Annotated in this window: 26 protein-coding genes; 23 read left to right on the top strand and 3 right to left on the bottom strand. The window is 51.9% G+C overall.

What is annotated here, in order from left to right; genetic code table 11:
* Positions 1-614: 614 nt before the first annotated feature.
* The 7 genes from ACJHX3_RS15260 (at position 615) to ACJHX3_RS15230 (ending at position 7,062) form a co-directional block, all read left to right on the top strand.
* Positions 615-1,181, top strand: coding sequence for a fimbrial protein (locus tag ACJHX3_RS15260; protein ID WP_000033308.1), 567 nt, complete (start codon positions 615-617; stop codon positions 1,179-1,181).
* 83 nt (positions 1,182-1,264) lie between these two features.
* Positions 1,265-3,904 carry a fimbrial biogenesis outer membrane usher protein gene (locus ACJHX3_RS15255; RefSeq protein WP_001114067.1) on the top strand — a complete coding sequence of 880 codons (2,640 nt, stop codon included), beginning with the start codon at positions 1,265-1,267 and terminating at the stop codon, positions 3,902-3,904.
* Positions 3,905-3,923: 19 nt separating this feature from the next.
* Positions 3,924-4,673, top strand: coding sequence for a fimbria/pilus periplasmic chaperone (locus ACJHX3_RS15250; RefSeq protein WP_000160648.1), 750 nt, complete (start codon positions 3,924-3,926; stop codon positions 4,671-4,673).
* Positions 4,674-4,688: 15 nt separating this feature from the next.
* Entirely contained in the window at positions 4,689-5,180 is a 492-nt protein-coding gene (locus ACJHX3_RS15245) for a fimbrial protein (protein ID WP_000826024.1), read from the top strand.
* The gene (locus tag ACJHX3_RS15240) at positions 5,177-5,656 is read left to right on the top strand and encodes a fimbrial protein (RefSeq protein ID WP_000826832.1); all 480 of its coding nucleotides are present in this window, start codon (positions 5,177-5,179) and stop codon (positions 5,654-5,656) included. Before ACJHX3_RS15245 ends, ACJHX3_RS15240 begins: the two co-directional genes overlap by 4 nt.
* The gene (locus ACJHX3_RS15235) at positions 5,653-6,198 is read left to right on the top strand and encodes a fimbrial protein (protein ID WP_001037532.1); all 546 of its coding nucleotides are present in this window, start codon (positions 5,653-5,655) and stop codon (positions 6,196-6,198) included. Before ACJHX3_RS15240 ends, ACJHX3_RS15235 begins: the two co-directional genes overlap by 4 nt.
* The gene (locus ACJHX3_RS15230) at positions 6,199-7,062 is read left to right on the top strand and encodes a StfH/YfcO family fimbrial adhesin (protein WP_001604682.1); all 864 of its coding nucleotides are present in this window, start codon (positions 6,199-6,201) and stop codon (positions 7,060-7,062) included.
* Positions 7,063-7,201: 139 nt separating this feature from the next.
* Here the strand turns inward: ACJHX3_RS15230 and smrB are convergent, their stop codons facing one another.
* The gene (smrB, locus tag ACJHX3_RS15225; RefSeq protein ID WP_000730820.1) at positions 7,202-7,753 is read right to left on the bottom strand and encodes an endonuclease SmrB; all 552 of its coding nucleotides are present in this window, start codon (positions 7,751-7,753) and stop codon (positions 7,202-7,204) included.
* Between the two features lie 165 nt (positions 7,754-7,918).
* Between smrB and prmB the strand changes: the two genes are divergently transcribed.
* Genes prmB through ACJHX3_RS15195 form a run of 6 tightly spaced genes read left to right on the top strand, consistent with a single transcriptional unit; the run spans position 7,919 to position 12,468 of the window.
* Complete coding sequence (gene prmB, locus ACJHX3_RS15220; protein ID WP_001306448.1) at positions 7,919-8,851, top strand: 50S ribosomal protein L3 N(5)-glutamine methyltransferase; 933 nt, start codon at positions 7,919-7,921, stop codon at positions 8,849-8,851.
* A gap of 34 nt (positions 8,852-8,885) precedes the next feature.
* Positions 8,886-9,971, top strand: a complete 1,086-nt coding sequence (gene aroC / locus ACJHX3_RS15215; protein WP_001297933.1) for a chorismate synthase — start codon at positions 8,886-8,888, stop codon at positions 9,969-9,971.
* Positions 9,972-9,974: 3 nt separating this feature from the next.
* Positions 9,975-10,799: a penicillin-insensitive murein endopeptidase gene (gene mepA / locus ACJHX3_RS15210; RefSeq protein WP_001043808.1), complete on the top strand. Its 825-nt coding sequence runs from the start codon at positions 9,975-9,977 to the stop codon at positions 10,797-10,799.
* On the top strand, positions 10,799-11,608 hold the full coding sequence (locus ACJHX3_RS15205) for a sulfite exporter TauE/SafE family protein (RefSeq protein ID WP_000447361.1): 810 nt from the start codon (positions 10,799-10,801) through the stop codon (positions 11,606-11,608). The genes mepA and ACJHX3_RS15205 overlap by 1 nt, the downstream gene beginning before the upstream one ends.
* Positions 11,608-12,156, top strand: coding sequence for an elongation factor P hydroxylase (gene epmC / locus ACJHX3_RS15200; protein WP_001089232.1), 549 nt, complete (start codon positions 11,608-11,610; stop codon positions 12,154-12,156). Before ACJHX3_RS15205 ends, epmC begins: the two co-directional genes overlap by 1 nt.
* Before the next feature lie 33 nt (positions 12,157-12,189).
* On the top strand, positions 12,190-12,468 hold the full coding sequence (locus ACJHX3_RS15195; protein WP_000559764.1) for a YfcL family protein: 279 nt from the start codon (positions 12,190-12,192) through the stop codon (positions 12,466-12,468).
* A 55-nt stretch (positions 12,469-12,523) separates the two neighbouring features.
* Here ACJHX3_RS15195 and mnmC read toward each other — a convergent pair whose 3' ends face one another.
* Positions 12,524-14,530, bottom strand: a complete 2,007-nt coding sequence (gene mnmC / locus ACJHX3_RS15190) for a bifunctional tRNA (5-methylaminomethyl-2-thiouridine)(34)-methyltransferase MnmD/FAD-dependent 5-carboxymethylaminomethyl-2-thiouridine(34) oxidoreductase MnmC (protein ID WP_000683760.1) — start codon at positions 14,528-14,530, stop codon at positions 12,524-12,526.
* Positions 14,531-14,688: 158 nt separating this feature from the next.
* Between mnmC and fabB the strand changes: the two genes are divergently transcribed.
* Together fabB and ACJHX3_RS15180 are read left to right on the top strand one after the other, a co-directional pair.
* Positions 14,689-15,909 (top strand): beta-ketoacyl-ACP synthase I, encoded by a 1,221-nt coding sequence (fabB, locus tag ACJHX3_RS15185; protein WP_000817178.1) that lies wholly within the window; start codon positions 14,689-14,691, stop codon positions 15,907-15,909.
* A gap of 274 nt (positions 15,910-16,183) precedes the next feature.
* Positions 16,184-17,362 (top strand): arabinose transporter, encoded by a 1,179-nt coding sequence (locus tag ACJHX3_RS15180; RefSeq protein ID WP_000127765.1) that lies wholly within the window; start codon positions 16,184-16,186, stop codon positions 17,360-17,362.
* On the opposite strand, the gene flk is transcribed toward ACJHX3_RS15180, so the two are convergent.
* Entirely contained in the window at positions 17,359-18,354 is a 996-nt protein-coding gene (gene flk, locus ACJHX3_RS15175; RefSeq protein ID WP_000615813.1) for a flagella biosynthesis regulator Flk, read from the bottom strand. The genes ACJHX3_RS15180 and flk overlap by 4 nt on opposite strands.
* 98 nt (positions 18,355-18,452) lie before the next feature.
* Here flk and pdxB point away from each other — a divergent pair, with 98 nt between their 5' ends.
* From pdxB to cvpA, 8 genes are all read left to right on the top strand, one after another.
* Positions 18,453-19,589: a 4-phosphoerythronate dehydrogenase PdxB gene (gene pdxB, locus ACJHX3_RS15170; RefSeq protein ID WP_000699135.1), complete on the top strand. Its 1,137-nt coding sequence runs from the start codon at positions 18,453-18,455 to the stop codon at positions 19,587-19,589.
* Positions 19,590-19,654: 65 nt separating this feature from the next.
* Complete coding sequence (locus ACJHX3_RS15165; protein WP_001289165.1) at positions 19,655-20,668, top strand: aspartate-semialdehyde dehydrogenase; 1,014 nt, start codon at positions 19,655-19,657, stop codon at positions 20,666-20,668.
* A complete protein-coding gene (truA, locus tag ACJHX3_RS15160; RefSeq protein WP_001283590.1) occupies positions 20,668-21,480 on the top strand; it encodes a tRNA pseudouridine(38-40) synthase TruA in 813 nt (270 codons plus the stop codon). Before ACJHX3_RS15165 ends, truA begins: the two co-directional genes overlap by 1 nt.
* Positions 21,481-21,562: 82 nt before the next feature.
* Positions 21,563-22,222, top strand: a complete 660-nt coding sequence (locus ACJHX3_RS15155; RefSeq protein WP_000364327.1) for a DedA family protein — start codon at positions 21,563-21,565, stop codon at positions 22,220-22,222.
* 155 nt (positions 22,223-22,377) lie between these two features.
* Positions 22,378-23,292 (top strand): acetyl-CoA carboxylase, carboxyltransferase subunit beta, encoded by a 915-nt coding sequence (accD, locus tag ACJHX3_RS15150; protein WP_000118404.1) that lies wholly within the window; start codon positions 22,378-22,380, stop codon positions 23,290-23,292.
* 69 nt (positions 23,293-23,361) lie between these two features.
* Positions 23,362-24,630, top strand: a complete 1,269-nt coding sequence (gene folC / locus ACJHX3_RS15145) for a bifunctional tetrahydrofolate synthase/dihydrofolate synthase (protein ID WP_000584550.1) — start codon at positions 23,362-23,364, stop codon at positions 24,628-24,630.
* Positions 24,620-25,270, top strand: coding sequence for a cell division protein DedD (gene dedD / locus ACJHX3_RS15140; RefSeq protein WP_094308622.1), 651 nt, complete (start codon positions 24,620-24,622; stop codon positions 25,268-25,270). The genes folC and dedD overlap by 11 nt, the downstream gene beginning before the upstream one ends.
* A 258-nt stretch (positions 25,271-25,528) precedes the next feature.
* Positions 25,529-26,017 carry a colicin V production protein gene (cvpA, locus tag ACJHX3_RS15135; RefSeq protein ID WP_000262113.1) on the top strand — a complete coding sequence of 163 codons (489 nt, stop codon included), beginning with the start codon at positions 25,529-25,531 and terminating at the stop codon, positions 26,015-26,017.
* The last annotated feature ends 13 nt before the right edge of the window (positions 26,018-26,030 follow it).

The following is a 26,030-nucleotide window of genomic DNA, read 5'->3' as shown; positions in this document are numbered from 1 at the left end:
TTTCTGGCAATGTTGAATTTTTTTAATCTTATTGTACTAACAATGATCCGCTTGTGATCGAATAGTCATAATTTTATACGGTATGACGCTTTTATTTGTGGAAATTTACATATTGAAAGAAAATTTACTTTTATTCATAAATTATTTTTCTGGAAGCATTTTTAGGTAAATAATGACTAAAGTGAAAAATATTATTGGGTCTTGATTTTATATTAATTATAGTGTTTTAATATTATATCGTTGCGAAATTAATATCACAAGATAGTCATTGCCATGTGATTGTTTTTGACTTTGATTTATTCACTGAATTTTTGCATTTGCTGTTTTTTTGAACTCATTCTTCATAACTGAGATGAAAAATTTCAGTAATTATTATCCCCGTCCATTAATTAAGTATTTCTAACTTTTAATGTTAGAAAATTTAAATTGCATCAGTCATATTAAAATATCAACATGTTCGGCACGCCAAAGAATATTATATCAAGGAACCTGTTTTTTCAGGAGCTGAAAATCTGTTCATTGGCTGCTTAAAAGTCGCTGTAAAAATTGAAGAAGCTCTGCGTCAATATTTCAGTTGGCTTATATTATAATTATTTATGATTTAAGGACAAATAATGAGTAAGTTTGTAAAAGCAGCAGTTGCCACGGCAATGCTCATGGGGGCGCTGACTTCAGCATCAGTCGTTGCCGCAGGGAATAACGGTACAGTGAGATTTTACGGCACAATTGAAGACTCCCCGTGCTCAATTGTTCCTGACGATCATAAACTGGAAGTGGATATGGGCAGCATCGGTACGGGTTCTTTAACCGGCGGCAAAACAACCACACCAAAAGATTTCCAGATTCGTTTACAGGACTGTAATTTCAATACTGAAACGACAATGTCTACCACATTCACCGGTAATCCGTACTCCACTAACGCAGATAACTATTCTCTGTCTAACATGGATAATGGAACTGAAATTCCAAACGTTAGCCTGGTTATTGGTGACCAGCACGGTACAGGTTATGCTCTGGGAGCAGAGATTAAGCAACCTATCGTGAAGGACAGTTCAACGGGAAAAGGCAAACCTAAACAAACTCTGAACTTTAAAGCATGGTTAGTGGGTGAAACGGCTGCTGTAACACCAACACCGGCACCGTTTGAAACGCTGACGACGTTCCAGATCACGTATCTCTAATGTATTTCCCCCATAGCTGCAAAGTTATGGGGTTTATAACTACCAAATAACTAAATTATAAAAAATCATGGATGGATACGCCGATGCCAGAACATTCTTTTCTCCGTTTACGGGGGCTTTCGTGGTGGATTGCTCTGGCAATTTCCGGGAGTCCATTTAATGCCCTGGCAGACGATACCATTCAGTTTGATGGCCGATTTCTTGATTTAAAAGGCAATACCAAAATTGATTTGGGCCGTTTTTCGCAAAAAGGCTATGTAGAACCGGGTAAATATAACTTACGCGTTCATGTAAATAATCAGCCGTTACCTGACGACTACGATATCTACTGGTACGCAACTGAAAACGATCCGAATAAATCATATGCCTGCTTATCGCCAGAGCTGGTTGCCCAGTTTGGTCTGAAGGAAGATATTGCGAAGAATTTGCAATGGATCCGCGATGGTCAGTGTCTGAATACGGCACTTTTAGCAGGTACAGAAATTAGCGGCGATTTAGGCCAGTCTGCACTCCTTGTTTCTGTACCGCAGGCTTATCTGGAATATACCGACAGCGAGTGGGACCCGCCTTCGCGCTGGGATGACGGTATCCCTGGGCTTATTGCCGATTACAGTATCAACGCGCAAACCCGACATGAAAATGGGGGTGATGACACCAACGACATCAGCGGTAATGGTACGGTCGGCGTTAACGTGGGGCCGTGGCGCTTACGAGCTGACTGGCAGAGCGATTATCAGCATACCCGCAGTAACGATGACGGCGACACCGACGATAGCGGTACGCAAAAAAACTGGGAGTGGAGCCGTTACTACGCCTGGCGCGCCTTGCCGTCATTAAAAGCCAAACTTTCGCTGGGTGAAGATTACCTCAACTCCGATATTTTTGATGGCTTCAGTTACATTGGCGGCAGCATCAGTACCGATGATCAAATGTTACCGCCAAACCTGCGCGGCTACGCACCCGATATTTCAGGTGTTGCACACACTACCGCTAAAGTGACTGTAACCCAAATGGGCCGTGTCATTTACGAAACCCAGGTGCCCGCAGGGCCATTCCGCATTCAGGATATTGGCGATTCCGTCTCTGGCACGCTGCATGTCCGCATTGAAGAACAAAACGGCCAGGTACAGGAATACGACGTCAGCACGGCGTCCATGCCGTTCCTGACTCGCCCCGGCCAGGTGCGTTACAAAGTGACAATGGGGCGTCCACAAAACTGGGACCATCAGGTTGCAGGTAGCTTCTTCTCGGGCGGCGAGGCATCGTGGGGGATTGCCAATGGCTGGTCGCTCTACGGCGGTGCGTTAGCCGATGAAAACTACCAGTCGGCGGCGCTGGGCCTCGGTCGTGACCTGGCGCTGCTAGGCGCGTTAGCGTTTGATGTCACTCACTCTCGTGTTCAACTCGACGATAACAGCGTGTATGGCAACAAAACGCTGGACGGCAACTCTTATCGCGTCAGCTATGCCAAAGATTTTGATGAACTCAACAGTCGGGTGACGTTTGCTGGATACCGCTTCTCTGAAAAAAACTACATGACCATGAGCGAGTATCTGGATGCGAACGACGACGACCGGGCGCGCACCGGTAACGACAAAGAGATGTATACGGTCACCTATAACCAGAACTTCACGGATGCGCGCGTTTCGGTCTATCTCAACTATTCCCACCATACCTACTGGGATCGCCAGGATCAGACCAACTACAATATGATGCTTTCTCATTATTTCAATTTAGGAAGCCTTCGCAACCTGAGCGTTTCTCTGACCGGTTATCGCTACGAATACGATAAAAGTGCCGACAAGGGTGTTTATCTGTCCTTAAGTTTGCCGTGGGGCGACAACAGCACTATCAGTTACAACGGCAACTATGGCAGCGGTGCCGACAGCAATCAGGTGAGCCTGTATCACCGCATTGATGACGCCAGCCACTACACGTTAAGCGCCGGAACCAGCGAAAACCACAGCAGCGTGGATGGCTACTACAGCCACGATGGTACTCTGGCAAAAGTTGATCTCAGTGCCAACTACCATGAAGGGCAATACACCTCAGCGGGGATCTCTTTACAGGGCGGGGCAACGTTGACCGCTCACGGCGGGGCGCTGCATCGTACACAAAACATGGGCGGTACACGTCTGTTAATCGACGCTGATGGCGTTGCTAATGTGCCGGTTGAAGGTAATGGTTCCGCCGTTTATACCAACATGTTCGGCAAAGCGGTGGTGGCTGATGTGAATGATTACTACCGCAACCAGGCTTATATCGATTTGAACAAACTGCCGGAAAACGCTGAAGCTACAAAATCAGTGGTTCAGGCAACGCTGACGGAAGGCGCTATTGGCTACCGTAAATTTGCGGTGATCAGCGGTGAGAAGGCGATGGCAGTGCTGCGCTTGCAGGATGGCAGCCATCCGCCATTTGGGGCGGAAGTGAAAAACGATAATCAACAACAAGTTGGATTGGTTGATGACGAAGGTAATGTTTATCTGGCAGGCGTTAAACCGGGTGAACATATGACCGTTTTCTGGGAGGGTGAATCTCACTGCGGTATCAGCCTGCCAGACCCGTTACCGAATGACCTGTTCAATGGCTTGTTGTTGCCATGCCAGCAAAAGGGGGGAAGTTCTCCCGTCATACCGCATGATATTCAACCCGTCATTCAGGAGCAGACACAACAGGTGACACCAATGGAACCGCCGATGTCTGTTTCATCGAACCAATAACGTGATTAAGGAATGATCCATGACTAAACATCTCTCTGCCAAAACATTGACAACGGTACTGTCGTTACTGGCAGCAACGGTAAGTTTTTCTGCTCAGGCGTCAGTAACGCCCGATCGTACTCGCCTGATTTTTAATGAAAGCGATAAATCCATCAGCGTGACGCTGCGTAATAACGACCCAAAACTGCCTTATCTGGCGCAAAGCTGGATTGAAGATGAAAAGGGCGTCAAAATCAGCTCGCCGCTGGCGGTATTGCCGCCCGTACAGCGCATTGATGCAATGATGAATGGTCAGGTAAAAATTCAGGGCCTGCCGGATATTCATAAATTACCTGCCGATCGGGAATCGATGTTCTATTTCAACGTGCGCGAAATTCCGCCGAAATCGAACAAATCCAACACGCTACAAATCGCTCTTCAGACGCGTATCAAACTTTTCTGGCGACCGAAAGCTCTGGAAAAAAACACCACGCAAAAACCGTGGCAGCATAAAGTGACCTTAACCCGCAACGGTCAGGAATTTACTGTCAATAACCCGACGCCGTATTACGTCATTTTCAGTAATGCCAGCGCACAGAAAAATGGCAATCCGGCAGCCGGTTTCTCGCCAATAGTGATGTCGCCGAAAACCTCTGCACCGCTGAATGTGAAGATGGGTAGCGTACCGGTACTGACCTATGTCAACGACTATGGCGCACGGATGCCGCTCTTTTTCACCTGCAACGGCAATAGTTGCCAGGTTGATGAAGAGCAGAGTCGCAAAGGCTGAGGCCGGGAGTGTGAGATGAAACGACTACTTTTGGCCGGGCTGGGAGGAGTGCTGCTTACGGGCAGTGTTCTTGCCGGTGAAACGAAAAGTGTGCCATTGACATTGCGCGTACTGGTAGACCCACCACCTCCTTGTACCGTAAAAGGCAGTAACGTCGATTTTGGTGATGTGATCATCAAAAAAATCAATGGTACTGAATATCGCAAAGATGCAGGTTATACCCTGAACTGTGCCAATAGCCTGAGCGATGACCTTCAGATGCAGTTTAAGGGCACAACCACCACGATCAATGGCGAAACGGTGTTAAGCACGGGAATTACCGGGTTTGGCATTCGTATTGAAAATGTAGCAGATAACTCTCTGTTTGCGATTGGCGACAATACCTGGACTCCATTTAGCGTCAGTAGCCAGCCACAACTCAAAGCAGTGCCAGTCAAACAGGATGGCGTGACGCTGACAGGCGCGCAGTTTAACGCCAGCATGACAATGGTGGTGGATTACCAATGAAACGACTCTCGTTAATTTTATTATCCGCTTTTTGCACCATAACGCATGCCGCACCGGAAGATATCACCTTCACGGGTACGCTGATCGAACCTCCGGTCTGCACCGTCAGCAATGGTGATGATATTGAGATCCAGTTTATCGACGTCATTATCGACAATATTGACGGGGTTAATTACCGCAAAGATGTTCCGTACCAGATAACGTGTGACCCTGATATTACCGATGACGCCTGGGTAATGACGCTAACCTGGACCGGTACACAGACCAACTATAACGATGCGGCGATTCAGACGGATGTCACGGGATTAGGGATTGAACTCCAGCAAAACGATCAGCCCTTTAAGCTGAATACCCCGCTTAACGTGACACCCGCCAACCTGCCGAAGTTGAAGGCCGCACCTGTAAAAGCTTCCGATGCCACGCTGACTGACGGTAACTTTTCCGCTTACGCCACATTGCAGGTGGATTATCAATGAACAAACTGAAGAAATATCAATGTATCAGGGTGCAAACCCTTCTGTTGGGCGGTGTGCTGGTGCTGGTGAGTCATTCAGCACTGGCAGCTAATAATTTGCATTTTTACGGCAACCTGATGAGCAAAACCTGTACTCCGGTGGAACAGGCTGGAACGTTGGCAGAGGTACAGTTTGCTGATATCAGCCACAAAGATTTGATGGTGCGCGGTCAGTCCGATCGTGTACCGGTGGTTTTTCGCCTGAAAGATTGCCATGGGCCAGCGCAGTACAGCGTAAAAGTTACTCTGACCGGAACAGAAGACAGTGGGCAACCGGGATTTCTGGCTCTGGATGATACCTCCGGTGCACAGGGCGTAGGCATTGGTATGGAAACTACTGATGGTACTGCTGTTGCTATTAATAACACGACGGGGGTGACCTTTGTGCTGAATGATGGCAATAACAGTCTTAATTTCAGAGCATGGTTACAGGCAAAAGAGGGGCGTGATGTAACACCCGGTGATTTTACCGCCCAGTTAACCGCCACGTTTGAGTATATTTAAATGAAAAAAATACGCTATTTTTGGGGCTTGCTGATATTGCTCATTGTCAGTACCGGAGCACAGGCGTCAGTTTATGTCGCAACAATGTATACACCGGTAGGGTATGCAAGCCACACTACGAAGGTAGTTTATTATCTTGATGTTCTTACCCCCGATAGCGTCAATCACGGTGTTTATGCGACACCAAATACCTACGGTATGGTCATGGGATGGTTAGATATGCAAAGCTGGACGGGGCCTGGTCCTGCACCATCATTAAAGGTCATATCAATGACAGAGATATCAAAATCATCTTGTCCGGGGCTTGCAGAGTATGACAGCCGAGCGCAAAGGACGATCTGGACGTGTTATGAGATGCAAATTGAAGTCTGGAAAGAAGACACTAACGTTCATGGCTGCCCGTGGTTGGTATCGACACATGGAGAAAGCTCTGATCGTATAGATCCCGGTCCAGGAACCTATTCCGGACGCACAGTCAGTAACTCTTCTTGCCCACCTATACCGTTAGAGCCGTATGATGTGTCCTGGAATGAAAGTCGGGTTGTGCGTGATAAGACGTTAACTCTCCAGTCTACCGGCGGGATAGTTGAAAAAACGCTCTCCACCTACCTGATGAAAGACGGCAAACTGTGTGACGGTAGCAAATTTGGCGATACTGACGATCGTGGTGCTTATTGTCGTTGGGTGTCGCAGATGCTCACCTTCACCTCATCGGGCTGTGACAATGCCAAAGTGACGGTAACACCAAATCGTCACCCCATTACCGACAAAGAGCTTCACGATATGGTGCTTCGCGTGGATACCACCTCGCGGCAACCTATTGATTCTACCTGTCGATTCCAGTACGTACTGAATATGCTGTAGTAGCTCGTCGTTGTGCACTGATGCCTGATGCGACGCTGACGCGTCTTATCAGGCCTAAGAAATGAATCACAATTTATTGAATTATCACATTTTATCGGCCGGATAAGGCGACGCCGCATCCGGCATTCGATGCCAGCATTCACGGTAATTCCGGCGGCAACCACTCATCCACTTCAATCAACACCAGCAATGCCGCATCACCACCGTACTCTTTTGGTGCCTGGTGAAATGCCATCACATGCGGATGTTGCGCCAGCCACAGCGGCGTTTGCTGCTTCAAAATATGCTTCCCATGACCATGCATCACGCAGGCACAAAACACATGTTCGCGGCGGCAGGCAGCAATCAATGCGCCTAATTCCTGCTTGGCTTGCAGCTGCGTCAAACCGTGCAAATCCAAAAACAGCTCCGGTGAATAATCGCCACGGCGTAACTTCTTCGCCTCAAAATGGCTTACATCCGGGCGAACATATTTCACCGGACCTTCGGTATTCAACAACGGCTGAAACTCATCGGAAAAATAATGGCTGGCATCGGCCTGCTCCTGAATCAACCGCTTTACTGGCACTTCGCTGATTTTCTTACGCTGCGGTCGGTGGACAATCGTGTCCTGCTTAAGCTTGCGAGTCCCCGCCATCAACTGGCGAAACAGCGCCTGGTCCTCCTCGCTAAGTGTTGTTTTCTTTTTCATTTATCTGTCTCTATTTCTAATTTTCCTACAGTTTACCCGACTCGTAGCGCAATCGATCGTTTTAAACGTATTTTTCCTCACTCACCGCGCGTGAATGCTGATTTATCGTCATCTTCATGGCAAACTAGCCGCCGAAATTATTGCGATCATGCCCTGGAGGAATACGTGGATAAAATTTTCGTTGATGAAGCAGTAAATGAGCTGCAAACCATTCAGGACATGTTGCGCTGGTCGGTGAGCCGCTTCAGCGCGGCAAATATCTGGTACGGTCACGGCACCGATAACCCGTGGGATGAAGCCGTACAGCTGGTGTTGCCTTCGCTCTACCTGCCGCTGGATATCCCGGAAGATATGCGCACCGCGCGTCTGACCTCCAGCGAAAAACACCGTATTGTTGAACGCGTGATCCGCCGCGTCAATGAACGCATTCCGGTGGCTTACCTGACTAACAAAGCGTGGTTCTGCGGTCATGAATTTTACGTCGATGAACGCGTGCTGGTGCCGCGCTCGCCGATTGGTGAACTGATCAACAATAAATTTGCCGGACTTATCAGCAAGCAACCGCAGCACATTCTGGATATGTGTACCGGTAGCGGCTGCATTGCGATTGCCTGTGCTTATGCTTTCCCGGAAGCGGAAGTCGATGCGGTAGATATCTCTCCCGACGCGCTGGCGGTTGCTGAACAGAACATCGAAGAACACGGTCTGATCCACAACGTCATCCCGATTCGCTCCGATCTGTTCCGTGATTTGCCGAAAGTACAGTACGACCTGATTGTCACTAACCCGCCGTATGTCGATGCGGAAGATATGTCCGACCTGCCAAATGAGTACCGTCACGAGCCGGAACTGGGCCTGGCATCTGGCACCGACGGCCTGAAACTGACGCGTCGCATTCTCGGTAACGCGGCAGATTATCTTGCTGATGATGGCGTGCTGATTTGTGAAGTCGGCAACAGCATGGTACATCTTATGGAACAATATCCGGATGTTCCGTTCACCTGGCTGGAGTTTGATAACGGCGGCGATGGTGTGTTTATGCTCACCAAAGAGCAGCTGCTGGCGGCCCGTGAACATTTCGCGATTTATAAAGATTAAGTAAACACGCAAACACAACAATAACGGAGCCGTGATGGCTGGAAACACAATTGGACAACTCTTTCGCGTAACCACCTTCGGCGAATCGCACGGGCTGGCGCTCGGCTGCATCGTCGATGGTGTTCCGCCAGGCATTCCGCTGACGGAAGCGGACCTGCAACATGACCTCGACCGTCGTCGCCCTGGGACATCGCGCTATACCACCCAGCGCCGCGAGCCGGATCAGGTCAAAATACTCTCCGGTGTTTTTGAAGGTGTTACTACCGGCACCAGCATTGGCTTGTTGATCGAAAATACCGACCAGCGTTCTCAGGATTACAGCGCCATTAAAGACGTTTTCCGTCCAGGCCATGCCGATTACACCTACGAACAAAAATACGGCCTGCGCGATTATCGCGGCGGTGGACGTTCTTCCGCCCGCGAAACCGCCATGCGCGTGGCGGCGGGGGCGATTGCCAAAAAATATCTCGCCGAGAAATTTGGCATTGAGATTCGCGGCTGCCTGACCCAGATGGGCGACATTCCGCTGGAAATCAAAGACTGGTCGCAGGTCGAGCAAAATCCATTCTTCTGCCCGGACCCGGACAAAATCGACGCGTTAGATGAACTGATGCGCGCGCTGAAAAAAGAGGGTGACTCTATTGGCGCGAAAGTCACCGTCGTTGCCAGTGGCGTACCCGCCGGACTTGGCGAGCCGGTCTTTGACCGCCTGGATGCCGACATCGCCCATGCGCTGATGAGCATCAACGCGGTGAAAGGCGTGGAAATTGGCGACGGTTTTGATGTGGTGGCGCTGCGTGGCAGCCAGAACCGCGACGAAATCACCAAAGACGGTTTCCAGAGCAACCATGCGGGCGGCATTCTTGGCGGCATCAGCAGCGGGCAGCAAATCATTGCCCATATGGCGCTGAAACCGACCTCAAGCATTACCGTGCCAGGGCGCACAATCAACCGCTTTGGCGAAGAAGTTGAGATGATCACCAAAGGCCGTCACGATCCTTGTGTCGGGATCCGTGCGGTGCCGATCGCAGAAGCGATGCTGGCGATCGTTTTGATGGATCACCTGTTACGGCAACGGGCGCAAAATGCCGATGTGAAGACTGATATTCCACGCTGGTAAAAAATGAACAAAACCGCGATTGCGCTGCTGGCCCTGCTTGCCAGTAGCGCCAGCCTGGCAGCGACGCCGTGGCAAAAAATAACCCAACCTGTGCCAGGTAGCGCACAATCGATAGGCAGTTTTTCTAATGGTTGTATCGTCGGCGCTGACACGCTGCCGATACAGTCCGAACATTATCAGGTCATGCGTACCGATCAGCGTCGCTATTTCGGACATCCGGATCTGGTGATGTTTATCCAGCGTCTGAGTAGCCAGGTGAGCAATCTGGGCTTGGGCACGGTGCTGATTGGCGATATGGGGATGCCTGCTGGTGGTCGTTTCAACGGCGGTCACGCCAGCCACCAGACCGGACTGGATGTGGACATCTTCCTGCAACTGCCAAAAACACGCTGGACCTCCGCGCAGCTCTTGCGCCCACAAGCGTTAGATTTAGTTTCCCGCGACGGTAAACACGTTGTTCCGACGCTGTGGAAGCCAGAAATTTTCAGCTTGATCAAACTCGCCGCCCAGGACAAAGACGTCACGCGCATTTTTGTTAATCCGGCGATTAAACAACAACTTTGCCTTGATGCGGGCACCGATCGCGACTGGTTGCGCAAAGTGCGACCCTGGTTCCAGCATCGCGCACATATGCATGTACGATTACGTTGTCCTGCCGATAGTCTGGAGTGTGAAGATCAACCTTTACCGCCACCGGGCGATGGTTGCGGGGCAGAACTGCAAAGCTGGTTTGAACCTCCAAAACCGGGAACAACAAAGCCTGAGAAGAAGACACCGCCTCCGTTGCCGCCTTCCTGCCAGGCGCTACTGGATGAGCACGTGATCTAATGGAAACGTTTAATAGCCTGTTTATGGTTTCCCCGCTGTTGCTGGGAGTTCTCTTTTTTGTCGCCATGCTGGCGGGATTTATCGACTCGATTGCCGGTGGCGGTGGGTTACTCACTATTCCGGCATTGATGGCAGCGGGGATGTCTCCCGCTAACGCGCTGGCAACCAATAAACTGCAAGCCTGCGGTGGTTCTATTTCCGCCACTATCTACTTTATTCGCCGCAAAGTGGTTAGTTTAAGCGATCAGAAACTCAATATCGCCATGACCTTTGTCGGCTCAATGAGCGGCGCATTGCTGGTGCAGTATGTTCAGGCTGATGTCTTACGGCAGATTTTGCCCATTCTGGTGATTTGTATCGGCCTCTATTTCTTGCTGATGCCAAAGCTGGGTGAAGAAGATCGCCAGCGCCGGATGTACGGTTTACCCTTCGCGTTAATTGCCGGTGGCTGCGTCGGTTTTTATGACGGCTTCTTTGGTCCGGCAGCGGGATCGTTTTACGCGCTGGCCTTTGTTACGCTGTGCGGATTCAACCTCGCCAAAGCCACGGCTCACGCCAAATTACTCAACGCAACGTCAAACATTGGCGGTCTGCTGCTGTTTATTCTCGGCGGCAAAGTGATTTGGGCGACGGGCTTTGTCATGCTGGTGGGGCAGTTCCTCGGCGCGCGCATGGGTTCACGACTGGTGTTGAGCAAAGGACAAAAGCTGATCCGCCCGATGATTGTTATCGTCTCGGCGGTGATGAGTGCCAAATTACTTTATGATAGCCACGGACAGGAGATCCTCCACTGGTTGGGGATGAACTAATGAACAGTACACACCACTATGAGCAGTTGATTGAGATTTTTAATAGCTGCTTTGCCGATGAATTTAATACCCGTCTGATTAAAGGCGACGACGAACCGATCTATCTTCCTGCTGATGCGGAAGTACCGTATAACCGAATCGTCTTTGCTCATGGCTTTTATGCCAGCGCAATTCATGAGATTTCGCACTGGTGTATTGCCGGGAAAGCGCGCCGTGAGCTGGTTGATTTCGGCTACTGGTATTGCCCGGACGGACGCGATGCCCAAACGCAAAGCCAGTTTGAAGATGTTGAAGTGAAGCCACAGGCGTTCGACTGGTTGTTCTGCGTGGCGGCGGGATATCCGTTTAATGTCAGTTGCGACAATCTGGAAGGGGATTTCGAACCGGATCGCGTGGTGTTTCAACGGCGGGTACATGCACAGGTGATGGATTACCTGGCAAACGGCATTCCGGAACGCCCGGCACGCTTTATTAAAGCATTACAAAATTATTATCACACGCCGGAACTTACGGCGGAACAGTTCCCGTGGCCGGAAGCGCTCAACTAAAGCCAGCGCCACGTTTTACAATGAGGAAAGAAGATGATCGCGGAGTTTGAATCACGCATTCTGGCATTAATCGACGGTATGGTTGACCATGCCAGTGATGATGAGTTGTTTGCCAGTGGGTATTTGCGTGGCCACCTGACATTAGCCATCGCAGAACTGGAAAGTGGTGATGACCACTCCGCCCAGGCGGTACATACAACCGTTAGCCAGAGTCTGGAAAAAGCGATTGGTGCCGGTGAGTTGTCGCCGCGTGACCAGGCGCTGGTGACCGATATGTGGGAAAACCTGTTTCAGCAGGCGTCACAGCAGTAAGTAATGTGCCGGATAAGGCGTTCACGCCATATCCGGCAAGCAATGCCAGAGCAGATTACCCCGCCTTAACCGCTTTCCCTTTCAACAATTTCCGCACCCATAACCGATTCGGATTTAACGCCGCCAGCGTACTGGCATCCATCGGAATCGGTTCTTCACTCATCTGTGCCGCCAGAATCTCGGCGCACAGTGGGGCAGAACACAAACCACGCGAACCTAAAGCAGCAAGCATAAAGAGATCGTCATAAACCGGCGCGCTTACCGCCTTATCTTTCTGCCCCGCCAGCGACGCATATTCCACGAGTGTTGCCTCATAATCGGGAACATTACCTACCATTGGCAGATGATCGCGGGTGGCACAACGCACACCGCAGCGCGCCTCTTTCTCACTGATATCAACCTCTTTTGCCCACTGTGCCTGCGGGAAACAATCAATCAACCGCTGGCGATTCTGCTGCTGATCTTCATCACTGTACGCCGTATCTTCGCTGCCGCGATGATAACTGGCACCAATACAATGATGCTGATTCGCCGGATTTTGTGGCGTGAGATAACCGTCATAGCACAGCACCTGCTTCAGTTTTGCCAGTTCCGGTGTCGTCGGAATATGGCTGACCTGACCGGCAACCGAATATACTGGCAGAGATGATGTTTGGCTGAAATGGCTGATTTGATGCCCGTTCGCCAGTACCACTACGCTGTGTGTTGCTTGCTGATCTCCTGCAAAATTCAACAACCAACAGTCATCCTTACGGGATAAATCCTGTAACTGATATTGATAATAAATCTGCAAACCCTGCTGTTGCGCCAGTTTCAGCACATTACGGGTCAGTTCTGCTGGGCACAGCCAACCACCTTGCGGATAAGTAATGCCGCTGCAATTTGTCGCAACGCCCGTAATTTGTTCAACCGCATTTGCCTCAACGGCTACAGCCAGTTCTTCGGGTAAATCCATTGACAACATCTGTGCGATTTTATGCTGGCTTTTTTCATCCCAGCCTAACTGCGTGACGCCGCACCAGTCATGATCAAATTTAACGGGTAATTGGTCGTAAAACCGACAAGCAAAAGTAAACGCATTAGAGAAAAAGCGGTTCAACGCCTCATCGTGTTTACTTAAGAGCGGATACAGCGCCCCCTGGCGATTGCCGGAAGCACCCAGCGCGGGGGCTTCATCCGCGCAATAAAGCGCTACCTGCCAGCCGCGCCGTAATAACGCCAGCGACAACAACGCGCTGGCAATACCGCCGCCGATAATCGCCACTTCCCGTTTGCTGCTGCCCGTGCGGTTAAACCACGGCGTGGAGCAGGGGAGGGGTAATGCTTGCTCCATCACCCCACAAAGCATTTCCCGTTTGCGCCCAAAGCCCTTACGTTTTTGCATCGTGAATCCGGCTTCCTGTAAACCACGGCGGACAAAACCGGCAGACGTAAATGTCGCCAGCGTGCCGCCCGGACGCGCCAGCCGGGCCATGGCGTTAAACAGATTTTGCGTCCACATATCCGGGTTTTTCGCTGGCGCAAAGCCGTCCAGAAACCAGGCATCTACTTTTTGATTTAGCGAATCGTCCAGTTTGCTGGTCAGTTCATTAATATCGCCAAACCATAAATCCAGCGTCACGCGGCCTTCATCGAGTAATAAACGATGGCAACCGGGCAAGGGCATTGGCCACTGCGCCTGAAGTTGTTCTGCCCACGGAGCCAGTTCCGGCCAGTGTTGATGCGCTAAGGCTAAATCCGCACGGGTGAGGGGAAATTTCTCAAAACTAATGAAATGTAAGCGTTGTAATTGCGCTTGCGGATGTGCTTCGCGAAACTGATCAAATGCCTGCCATAGCGTCAGGAAGTTTAATCCGGTGCCGAAGCCGCTCTCTGCTACCACAAACAGAGGATGTGGATGTTCAGGAAAACGTGCCTCTAAATGGTTACCCCCGAGAAAAACATAACGCGTCTCTTCAAGTCCGTTATCGTTGGAAAAATAGACATCGTCAAAATCTCGGGAAACAGGTGTACCCTCAGCATTAAATTCGAGGTTGGCAGGTTGTATGGAGTAGTGTTTCACGTAAGTTACTCGTCTTACAGGCGGTGGCTCGATCTTAGCGATGTGTGTCAGGCTGCGCAAATTTCTCTATTAATTGGCTGATCGGACTTGTTCGGCGTACAAGTGTACGCTATTGTGCATTCGAAACTTACTCTATGTGCGACTTACAGAGGTATTGAATGAAACGTGCAGTGATTACTGGCCTGGGCATTGTTTCCAGCATCGGTAATAACCAGCAGGAAGTCCTGGCATCTCTGCGTGAAGGACGTTCAGGGATCACTTTCTCTCAGGAGCTGAAGGATTCCGGCATGCGTAGCCACGTCTGGGGCAACGTAAAACTGGATACCACTGGCCTCATTGACCGCAAAGTTGTGCGCTTTATGAGCGACGCATCCATTTATGCATTCCTTTCTATGGAGCAGGCAATTGCAGATGCTGGCCTCTCCCCGGAAGCTTACCAGAATAACCCGCGCGTTGGCCTGATTGCAGGTTCCGGCGGCGGTTCCCCGCGTTTCCAGGTTTTCGGCGCTGACGCAATGCGCGGCCCGCGCGGCCTGAAAGCGGTTGGCCCGTATGTGGTCACCAAAGCGATGGCATCCGGCGTTTCTGCCTGCCTCGCCACGCCGTTTAAAATTCACGGCGTTAACTACTCCATCAGCTCCGCATGTGCGACTTCCGCGCACTGTATCGGTAACGCAGTAGAGCAGATCCAACTGGGCAAACAGGACATCGTGTTTGCTGGTGGCGGCGAAGAGCTGTGCTGGGAAATGGCTTGTGAATTCGACGCGATGGGTGCGCTGTCTACCAAATACAACGACACCCCGGAAAAAGCCTCCCGTACTTATGACGCTCACCGTGACGGTTTCGTTATCGCTGGCGGCGGCGGTATGGTGGTGGTCGAAGAACTGGAACACGCGTTGGCACGTGGTGCTCATATCTACGCTGAAATCGTTGGCTACGGCGCAACGTCTGATGGCGCAGACATGGTTGCTCCGTCTGGCGAAGGCGCAGTGCGTTGCATGAAGATGGCGATGCACGGTGTTGATACCCCAATCGACTACCTGAACTCCCACGGTACTTCGACTCCGGTTGGCGACGTGAAAGAGCTGGCGGCTATCCGTGAAGTGTTCGGCGATAAGAGCCCGGCGATTTCTGCAACCAAAGCAATGACCGGTCACTCTCTGGGCGCTGCTGGCGTACAGGAAGCTATCTACTCTCTGCTGATGCTGGAACACGGCTTTATCGCCCCGAGCATCAACATTGAAGAGCTGGACGAGCAGGCTGCGGGTCTGAACATCGTGACCGAAACGACCGATCGCGAACTGACCACCGTTATGTCTAACAGCTTCGGCTTCGGCGGCACCAACGCCACGCTGGTAATGCGCAAGCTGAAAGATTAATTCGCAGTAGGCCGGAGTAGGTCGGATAAGACGCGCCAGCGTCGCATCCAACATTACGCGCCAATGCGGCATCCGACACTAACGCAAAAGGGAACCTGATGGTTCCCTTTTTCACATTATTGACAATCGCCGCCTGTTCCAGGCAAACTTCCCGCTTTGTCGATTTCCTTCTGAAAAGACGTACGCGTTAAATCCTACCAACGCACCGTAACTCTGAAACCAGAGAGATGAGACGGGGAAATTCCTCGCCTTGCGCTGCATTCTGGAGTAATGCATGACTGCTGTAAGCCAAACCGAAACACGATCTTCTGCCAATTTTTCGCTCTTCCGCATCGCTTTTGCGGTTTTTCTCACCTACATGACCGTAGGGCTGCCGTTGCCGGTTATCCCGCTGTTTGTTCATCATGAACTGGGCTATGGCAACACCATGGTCGGTATTGCCGTCGGCATTCAGTTTCTGGCTACGGTGCTGACGCGTGGTTACGCCGGGCGACTGGCCGATCAATATGGCGCAAAACGTTCGGCGCTTCAGGGGATGTTAGCTTGCGGTCTGGCGGGGGGCGCGTTGCTGCTGGCGGCGATTTTGCCCGTCGCTGCACCGTTCAAATTTGCCCTGTTGGTCGTCGGGCGTTTGATTCTTGGCTTTGGTGAAAGCCAGTTACTGACGGGCGCTCTGACCTGGGGATTAGGCATCGTTGGGCCAAAACATTCCGGCAAAGTGATGTCATGGAACGGAATGGCGATTTACGGTGCCCTCGCTGTTGGTGCGCCGCTTGGCCTGTTGATTCATAGCCATTACGGTTTTGCCGCACTGGCGCTCACCACAATGGCATTACCCTTACTGGCGTGGGCCTGTAACGGCACAGTGCGCAAAGTACCGGCCCTGGCGGGAGAACGTCCATCGCTATGGAGCGTTGTCGGGCTTATCTGGAAACCAGGGTTAGGTCTGGCACTACAAGGCGTTGGTTTTGCGGTTATCGGGACTTTCGTTTCGCTCTACTTTGCCAGCAAAGGATGGGCGATGGCGGGCTTTACTCTTACCGCGTTTGGCGGCGCATTTGTCGTGATGCGCGTCATGTTTGGCTGGATGCCGGACCGTTTTGGCGGTGTGAAAGTGGCGATTGTCTCTCTGCTTGTAGAAACGGTGGGCTTGTTGCTGCTCTGGCAAGCCCCAGGTGCGTGGGTCGCATTAGCGGGCGCGGCGTTAACCGGAGCCGGATGTTCGCTTATCTTTCCTGCGCTGGGCGTGGAGGTGGTTAAACGCGTCCCCTCACAAGTTCGCGGCACCGCACTGGGCGGTTACGCCGCGTTTCAGGATATCGCCCTCGGCGTCTCCGGGCCGCTGGCGGGAATGCTGGCGACCACGTTTGGTTACTCTTCGGTATTTCTTGCCGGGGCGATCTCTGCGGTGCTGGGAATTATTGTCACGATACTGTCGTTTCGTCGGGGTTAACGAACCAGCCAGACCAGCATCAGGATAATCGCGACTAACAGTATCCACAGTGCGGGACGCGTTGCCATATTTTGCAACGTGTCCATCATCGGTGGAAAAGGATTAAGCAGCGGTTGCATATCACGCGGATCAATCCCTTTAACCCGCCGTTGATAAAGCTGATTAAGAATATCCTCGGCCTGGGCAGAAGAAAGCGATGATTGCGCAGAAAGGCCATATTTTTGCTGGATATATGCCGATAACGCCGCCAGTTCACTGGCATCTAAAGGTTGTTTTAGCGCCATCTGTAGTGATTCCAGTGTCGGCGTATTTTGCTGGCTTAGCGTCTGACGCGCCTGTAGCCAGGTCACCAGATGGTTAAACAGTTTCGCTGGAATTAACTCGCCATCTTTCACCCCGGAAAGTTCCAGCATCGATTGCCAGATCTGCTTGCTGGGTTCCCCCGTTGCCGCCGCAAGTTTGGTCACCAGCTGTTTAAGCGCATTGTGCTCCGCCGGTAATAAAGGACGGTCGGTCGCCTCGCGCTGCTGCGGTTGCGGAATAACCATCTTCCCTTCCTGCAACAGGGTGAGAATTGTTTTTAATTGCTCCGGTGAGAGCTGATTCAGCGGCGTCTGGCCAAAGTTATGACGGATATAATCCGTGACCGCCTGACGATTATTCCCCAGACGTAAATACTCCCCTAATTGCGCTAAAAGCTGGCGGGCAGAATGGCTTTTTTGCGCGGCCAGCAGACGTTGCGCCAGATTGTGCTCAGCGGCAGGGAAGTGACGCGAAAGCAGCGGTGAATCTCCCGACAGACCAATATCGTGCCTGATACCCGCCCACAGTTCTGCTCTTTGCTGTTGCGTCAGTGAGGTCACTTTCGTCATTAAGCTTTCCAGCGAAGTACGTTGCTGACTGGATAAAGGCTGATTGCCCGCGCCAGACGGCAGGTTATCTCCCTGACCTGGTGGTTGCCCAGGAGGAGGGCCGGAAATAGGTTGTATCATTACGTATCCTTATACCTGAAATCTTCGCAAGTATGCCTGGCCGCGAGATTATGGCACACTTGTCCGGTTAACTCTCGTCTCATACAGGTAACACAAACGTGAAAATCCTTGTTGATGAAAATATGCCTTATGCCCGCGACTTATTTAGCCGTTTGGGTGAGGTGACCGCGGTTCCCGGGCGTCCAATCCCCGTGGCTCAACTGGCAGACGCGGATGCGCTGATGGTGCGTTCGGTCACGAAAGTGAATGAATCTTTGCTGGCAGGAAAACCCATTAAATTTGTTGGCACTGCCACCGCGGGGACCGACCATGTCGATGAAGCGTGGTTAAAGCAGGCGGGAATTGGTTTTTCCGCGGCACCTGGCTGTAATGCGATTGCGGTGGTGGAATATGTTTTCTCCTCACTGCTGATGCTTGCCGAACGCGATGGATTTTCACTGCACGAGCGTACCGTGGGGATCGTGGGCGTTGGTAACGTTGGTCGCCGTTTACAGGCACGACTGGAAGCGTTAGGGATCAAAACCTTGCTTTGCGATCCGCCTCGCGCCGACCGTGGGGATGAGGGGGATTTCCGCTCGCTGGATGAATTAGTTCAGCATGCGGATATTCTGACTTTCCATACGCCACTCTTCAAAGACGGGCCGTACAAAACGCTGCATCTGGCGGATGAAAAACTGATCCGTAGCCTGAAACCAGGAGCGATTCTGATTAACGCCTGCCGTGGCGCAGTCGTCGATAATACTGCCCTATTGACCTGTCTGAACGAAGGCCAGAAGTTAAGCGTAGTGCTGGATGTCTGGGAAGGCGAACCGGAACTCAACGTGGAATTGCTGAAAAAAGTGGATATCGGCACGCCGCATATCGCAGGCTATACCCTGGAAGGTAAAGCACGCGGTACTACGCAAGTGTTTGAAGCTTATAGCAAGTTTATTGGGCATGAACAACACGTTGCGCTGGATACGTTGCTGCCCGCGCCAGAGTTTGGCCGCATTACGCTGCATGGTCCGCTCGATCAACCGACGCTGAAAAGGCTGGTGCATTTGGTGTATGATGTGCGCCGCGATGACGCACCGCTGCGTAAAGTCGCCGGAATACCGGGTGAGTTCGATAAGCTGCGCAAAAACTATCTTGAGCGCCGTGAATGGTCATCTCTGTATGTAATTTGTGATGACGCCAGCGCGGCATCATTGCTGTGTAAACTGGGTTTTAACGCCGTTCATCATCCGGCACGTTAATCTCTTCTTCATGCTCTCTGCTGTAATATTGGCAGGGAGCTTTGCTATTTCTGGAGTAAACCACCATGTCTGAAGGCTGGAACATTGCCGTCCTGGGCGCAACTGGCGCTGTGGGCGAAGCCCTGCTTGAAACGCTGGCTGAACGTCAGTTCCCGGTTGGGGAAATTTATGCACTGGCACGTAACGAAAGCGCAGGCGAACAACTGCGCTTTGGTGGTAAGACAATCACCGTGCAGGATGCCGCTGAATTCGACTGGACGCAGGCGCAGCTGGCGTTTTTTGTCGCAGGCAAAGAAGCTACCGCTGCCTGGGTTGAAGAAGCGACCAACTCAGGTTGCCTGGTGATCGATAGCAGCGGATTGTTTGCTCTCGAACCTGACGTACCGCTGGTGGTGCCGGAAGTAAACCCGTTTGTACTGACCGATTACCGCAACCGGAATGTCATCGCCGTACCGGACAGTCTGACCAGCCAACTGCTGGCGGCACTGAAACCGTTAATCGATCAGGGCGGTTTGTCGCGTATCAGCGTTACCAGCCTGATTTCAGCCTCCGCCCAGGGCAAAAAAGCGGTCGATGCGTTAGCGGGGCAGAGTGCGAAATTGCTCAACGGCATTCCGATTGATGAAGAAGATTTCTTCGGGCGTCAGCTGGCGTTCAACATGCTGCCGTTACTGCCGGATAGCGAAGGTAGCGTGCGTGAAGAACGTCGTATCGTTGACGAAGTACGCAAAATCCTGCAGGACGAAGGGCTGATGATTTCGGCAAGCGTCGTCCAGGCACCGGTATTCTACGGCCACGCCCAGATGGTCAACTTTGAAGCTCTGCGTCCGCTGGCGGCAGAAGAAGCGCGTGATGCGTTTGCTCAGGGCGAAGATATTGTGCTCTCTGAAGAGAACGAATTCCCGACTCAGGTGGGGGATGCTTCTGGTACGCCGCATCTTTCTGTTGGCTGCGTGCGTAATGACTACGGTATGCCGGAGCAAGTTCAGTTCTGGTCGGTGGCCGATAACGTTCGCTTTGGCGGCGCGCTGATGGCAGTAAAAATCGCCGAGAAACTGGTGCAGGAGTATCTGTACTAATGTCCGACCAGCAACAACCGCCAGTTTATAAAATTGCGCTGGGCATTGAGTACGACGGCAGTAAGTATTACGGCTGGCAACGGCAGAACGAAGTCCGCAGTGTGCAGGAGAAGCTGGAAAAGGCGCTCTCCCAGGTGGCGAACGAACCGATCACCGTCTTCTGCGCCGGGCGTACTGACGCAGGTGTACACGGCACCGGGCAGGTTGTGCATTTCGAAACGACCGCGCAGCGCAAAGACGCTGCGTGGACGTTGGGCGTAAATGCGAATTTACCTGGTGACATCGCCGTGCGTTGGGTTAAAGCTGTACCTGATGATTTTCATGCCCGATTTAGCGCCACGGCTCGCCGTTATCGCTACATCATCTACAATCATCGGCTGCGCCCGGCGGTACTGAGTAAAGGGGTAACCCATTTTTACGAACCGCTGGACGCTGAACGGATGCATCGGGCTGCGCAATGCTTGCTGGGCGAGAATGATTTCACCTCGTTCCGTGCGGTGCAGTGCCAGTCCCGAACCCCGTGGCGCAACGTTATGCATATTAATGTCACGCGTCACGGTCCTTATGTGGTGGTAGATATCAAAGCGAATGCCTTTGTACATCATATGGTCAGGAATATTGTCGGCAGCCTGATGGAAGTCGGTGCCCACAACCAGCCGGAGAGCTGGATAGCAGAGTTGCTGGCGGCAAAGGACAGAACGCTGGCGGCAGCAACGGCAAAAGCGGAAGGGCTGTATCTGGTCGCGGTGGATTACCCTGACCGGTATGATCTTCCAAAACCGCCAATGGGCCCGCTATTTCTGGCGGACTAACAAGAATAATGCTCGGAACATTTCAGGCTGTAGCCAACGTAGTTACAGCCTGAAAGATGACGAGTACAAGGCATAGGCTAATATGGACCTGATTTATTTCCTCATCGATTTTATCCTGCACATTGACGTGCATCTGGCAGAACTGGTCGCGGAGTATGGCGTCTGGGTTTATGCCATTTTGTTCTTAATTTTGTTCTGTGAAACCGGTCTGGTGGTAACGCCGTTTTTACCGGGTGATTCATTGCTGTTTGTTGCCGGTGCGTTGGCATCACTGGAAACCAACGATCTCAACGTCCATATGATGGTGGTGCTGATGCTGATCGCCGCGATTGTGGGTGACGCGGTGAACTACACCATTGGACGGTTATTTGGTGACAAACTGTTCAGTAATCCGGATTCGAAAATCTTTCGTCGCAGTTATCTTGATAAGACTCATCAGTTTTATGAGAAACATGGCGGCAAAACGATTATTCTCGCCCGTTTTGTGCCGATCGTCAGAACGTTCGCGCCGTTCGTTGCGGGAATGGGCCACATGTCGTATCGTCATTTCGCCGCTTTTAACGTCATCGGCGCGTTGCTATGGGTACTGATTTTTACCTACGCGGGTTATTTCTTCGGAACGCTCCCCTTCATTCAGAGCAACCTTAAACTGATGATTGTTGGCATTATTTTTGTTTCAATATTGCCAGGTGTTTTCGAATTTATTCGCCACAAACGCGCTGCGGCACGCGCCGCAAAATAAAAAGTAACTCCGCGGTTCGACCACTTTTTTATCCAAAGTTTCGGGCTGTTATGTTTTAATGTGCAACATTCATGGTCTGTTGGGGGCAAAAATGGCATTATGCGTCCCCAAAGATAAAACTGGCATCGAACCAGGTTCAGACAGAAAGGTCCCTAATGAGCTGGATTGAACGAATTAAAAGCAACATTACTCCCACCCGCAAGGCGAGCATTCCTGAAGGGGTGTGGACTAAGTGTGATAGCTGCGGTCAGGTTTTATACCGCGCTGAGCTGGAACGTAATCTTGAGGTCTGTCCGAAGTGTGACCATCACATGCGTATGACAGCGCGTAATCGCCTGCATAGCCTGTTAGATGAAGGAAGCCTTGTGGAGCTGGGTAGCGAGCTTGAGCCGAAAGATGTGCTGAAGTTTCGTGACTCCAAGAAGTATAAAGACCGTCTGGCATCTGCGCAGAAAGAAACCGGCGAAAAAGATGCGCTGGTGGTGATGAAAGGCACCCTGTATGGAATGCCAGTTGTCGCTGCGGCATTCGAGTTCGCCTTTATGGGCGGTTCCATGGGGTCTGTGGTAGGTGCACGTTTCGTGCGTGCCGTTGAGCAGGCGCTGGAAGATAACTGCCCACTGATCTGCTTCTCCGCCTCTGGTGGCGCACGTATGCAGGAAGCACTGATGTCGCTGATGCAGATGGCGAAAACCTCTGCGGCGCTGGCAAAAATGCAGGAGCGCGGCTTGCCGTACATCTCCGTGCTGACCGACCCGACCATGGGTGGTGTTTCTGCAAGTTTCGCCATGCTGGGCGATCTCAACATCGCTGAACCGAAAGCGTTAATCGGCTTTGCCGGTCCGCGTGTTATCGAACAGACCGTTCGCGAAAAACTGCCGCCAGGATTCCAGCGCAGTGAATTCCTGATCGAGAAGGGCGCGATCGACATGATCGTCCGTCGTCCGGAAATGCGCCTGAAACTGGCGAGTATTCTGGCGAAGTTGATGAATCTGCCAGCGCCGAATCCTGAAGCGCCGCGTGAAGGCGTAGTGGTGCCACCGGTACCAGATCAGGAACCTGAGGCCTGATAACTGATAAGGGCAGGGCCACTGGCTCTGCCCTTTTGCTATTCTCACCGTAACGAATCAGCGGATACCATGATTATCAAACGCACTCCTCAAGCCGCGTCGCCTCTGGCTTCGTGGCTTTCTTATCTGGAAAACCTGCACAGTAAAACTATCGATCTCGGCCTTGAGCGCGTGAGCCAGGTCGCGGCGCGTCTTGGCATTCTGAAACCAGCGCCATTTGTGTTTACCGTTGCGGGTACGAATGGCAAAGGCACCACCTGCCGTACGCTGGAGTCGATTCTGATGGCGGCAGGGTACAAAGTGGGCGTCTACAGTTCGCCGCATCTGGTGCGTTATACCGAGCGCGTACGTGTGCAGGGCCAGGAATTGCCGGAATCGGCCCACACCGCCTCTTTTGCGGAGATTGAATCGGCACGCGGTGATATTTCCCTGACCTATTTCGAGTACGGTACGCTGTCGGCGTTGTGGCTGTTCAAACAGGCACAACTTGACGTGGTGATTCTGGAAGTAGGGCTGGGCGGTCGTCTGGACGCAACCAATATTGTCGATGCCGATGTTGCGGTAGTAACCAGCATTGCGCTGGATCATACCGACTGGCTGGGGCCAGATCGCGAAAGCATTGGTCGCGAGAAAGCAGGCATCTTCCGCAGCGAAAAACCGGCAATTGTTGGTGAGCCGGAAATGCCTTCTACCATTGCTGATGTGGCGCAGGAAAAAAGTGCACTGTTACAACGTCGGGGCGTTGAGTGGAACTATTCCGTCACCGATCATGACTGGGCGTTTAGCGATGCTCACGGCACGCTGGAAAATCTGCCGTTGCCGCTTGTCCCGCAACCGAATGCCGCAACGGCGCTGGCGGCACTGCGTGCCAGCGGGCTGGAGGTCAGTGAAAATGCCATTCGCGACGGGATTGCCAGCGCAATTTTGCCGGGACGTTTCCAGATTGTGAGCGAGTCACCACGCGTTATTTTTGATGTCGCGCATAATCCACATGCGGCGGAATATCTCACCGGGCGTATGAAAGCGCTACCGAAAAACGGGCGCGTACTGGCGGTTATCGGTATGCTACATGATAAAGATATTGCCGGAACTCTGGCCTGGTTGAAAAGCGTGGTTGATGACTGGTATTGTGCGCCACTGGAAGGGCCGCGCGGTGCCACGGCAGAACAACTGCTTGAGCATTTGGGTAACGGCAAATCATTTGATAGCGTGGCGCAGGCATGGGATGCCGCAATGGCGGACGCTAAAGCGGAAGATACCGTGCTGGTGTGTGGTTCGTTCCACACGGTCGCACATGTCATGGAAGTGATTGACGCGAGGAGAAGCGGTGGCAAGTAAGTTTCAGAATCGGTTAGTGGGCTCGATCGTGCTGGTGGCGCTGGGGGTGATTGTACTTCCAGGGCTGCTGGACGGGCAGAAAAAACATTATCAGGATGAGTTCGCGGCTATCCCGCTGGTGCCGAAAGCTGGCGATCGCGATGAGCCTGATATGATGCCAGCCGCCACCCAGGCGTTGCCGACGCAGCCGCCGGAAGGCGCAGCGGAAGAGGTGCGGGCAGGTGATGCCGCAGCACCGTCGCTCGATCCGGCCACTATTGCAGCCAATAACACCGAGTTTGAACCGGAACCTGCACCGGTCGCCCCACCGAAGCCGAAACCGGTGGAGTCGCCTAAACCGAAGGTTGAAGCACCACCTGCGCCGAAGCCGGTCGTGGAAGAAAAAGCAGCGCCAACGGGTAAAGCCTATGTTGTACAACTGGGCGCACTGAAAAATGCCGATAAAGTGAATGAGATTGTCGGTAAGCTGCGCGGTGCCGGTTATCGGGTTTATACGTCGCCATCCACGCCAGTGCAGGGCAAAATTACCCGTATTCTGGTTGGGCCAGATGCCTCGAAAGATAAGCTGAAAGGTTCGCTGGGTGAGTTGAAGCAACTTTCTGGCTTAAGTGGCGTGGTAATGGGCTATACGCCGAATTAATACGGTCTTGCCTGATGCGACGCTGGCGCGTCTTATCAGGCCTGCGCAGGGGTAGAGCCGTAGGTCGGATAAGGCGTTTACGCCGCATCCGACACGCATTGTCCGATGCCGCAAAGGCATAAAAAGTCGATGGCGTTGAATATTTTTTCAGCGCCATTTTTATTGATGCGCGGGAAGGAAATCCCTACGCAAACGTTTTCTTTTTCTGTTAGAATGCGCCCCGAACAGGATGACAGGGCGTAAAATCGTGGGACACATATGGTCTGGATTGATTACGCCATAATCGCGGTGATTGCTTTTTCCTCTCTGGTTAGCCTGATCCGCGGCTTTGTTCGTGAAGCGTTATCGCTGGTGACATGGGGTTGTGCTTTCTTTGTTGCCAGTCATTACTACACTTACCTGTCAGTCTGGTTTACGGGCTTTGAAGACGAACTGGTTCGAAATGGGATTGCCATCGCGGTACTGTTTATCGCTACCCTGATCGTTGGTGCTATCGTGAACTTCGTGATAGGCCAGTTGGTGGAGAAAACGGGGTTGTCAGGCACCGATCGGGTGCTGGGCGTCTGTTTCGGTGCGTTGCGCGGTGTGTTGATTGTTGCCGCCATTCTCTTCTTTCTCGACTCCTTTACCGGGGTGTCGAAAAGCGAAGACTGGAGCAAATCACAGCTGATCCCGCAGTTCAGTTTTATCATCAGATGGTTTTTTGATTATCTGCAAAGCTCGTCAAGTTTCTTGCCCAGAGCGTAAGTGCTCTGAGATG

The organism is Escherichia sp. WS1265, from assembly GCF_046487585.1.
In the GTDB taxonomy this organism is placed as follows: domain Bacteria; phylum Pseudomonadota; class Gammaproteobacteria; order Enterobacterales; family Enterobacteriaceae; genus Escherichia; species Escherichia coli.
The sequence above is the reverse complement of the archived record's forward strand: the minus strand, read 5'-3'. Positions and strand labels throughout refer to the sequence as shown.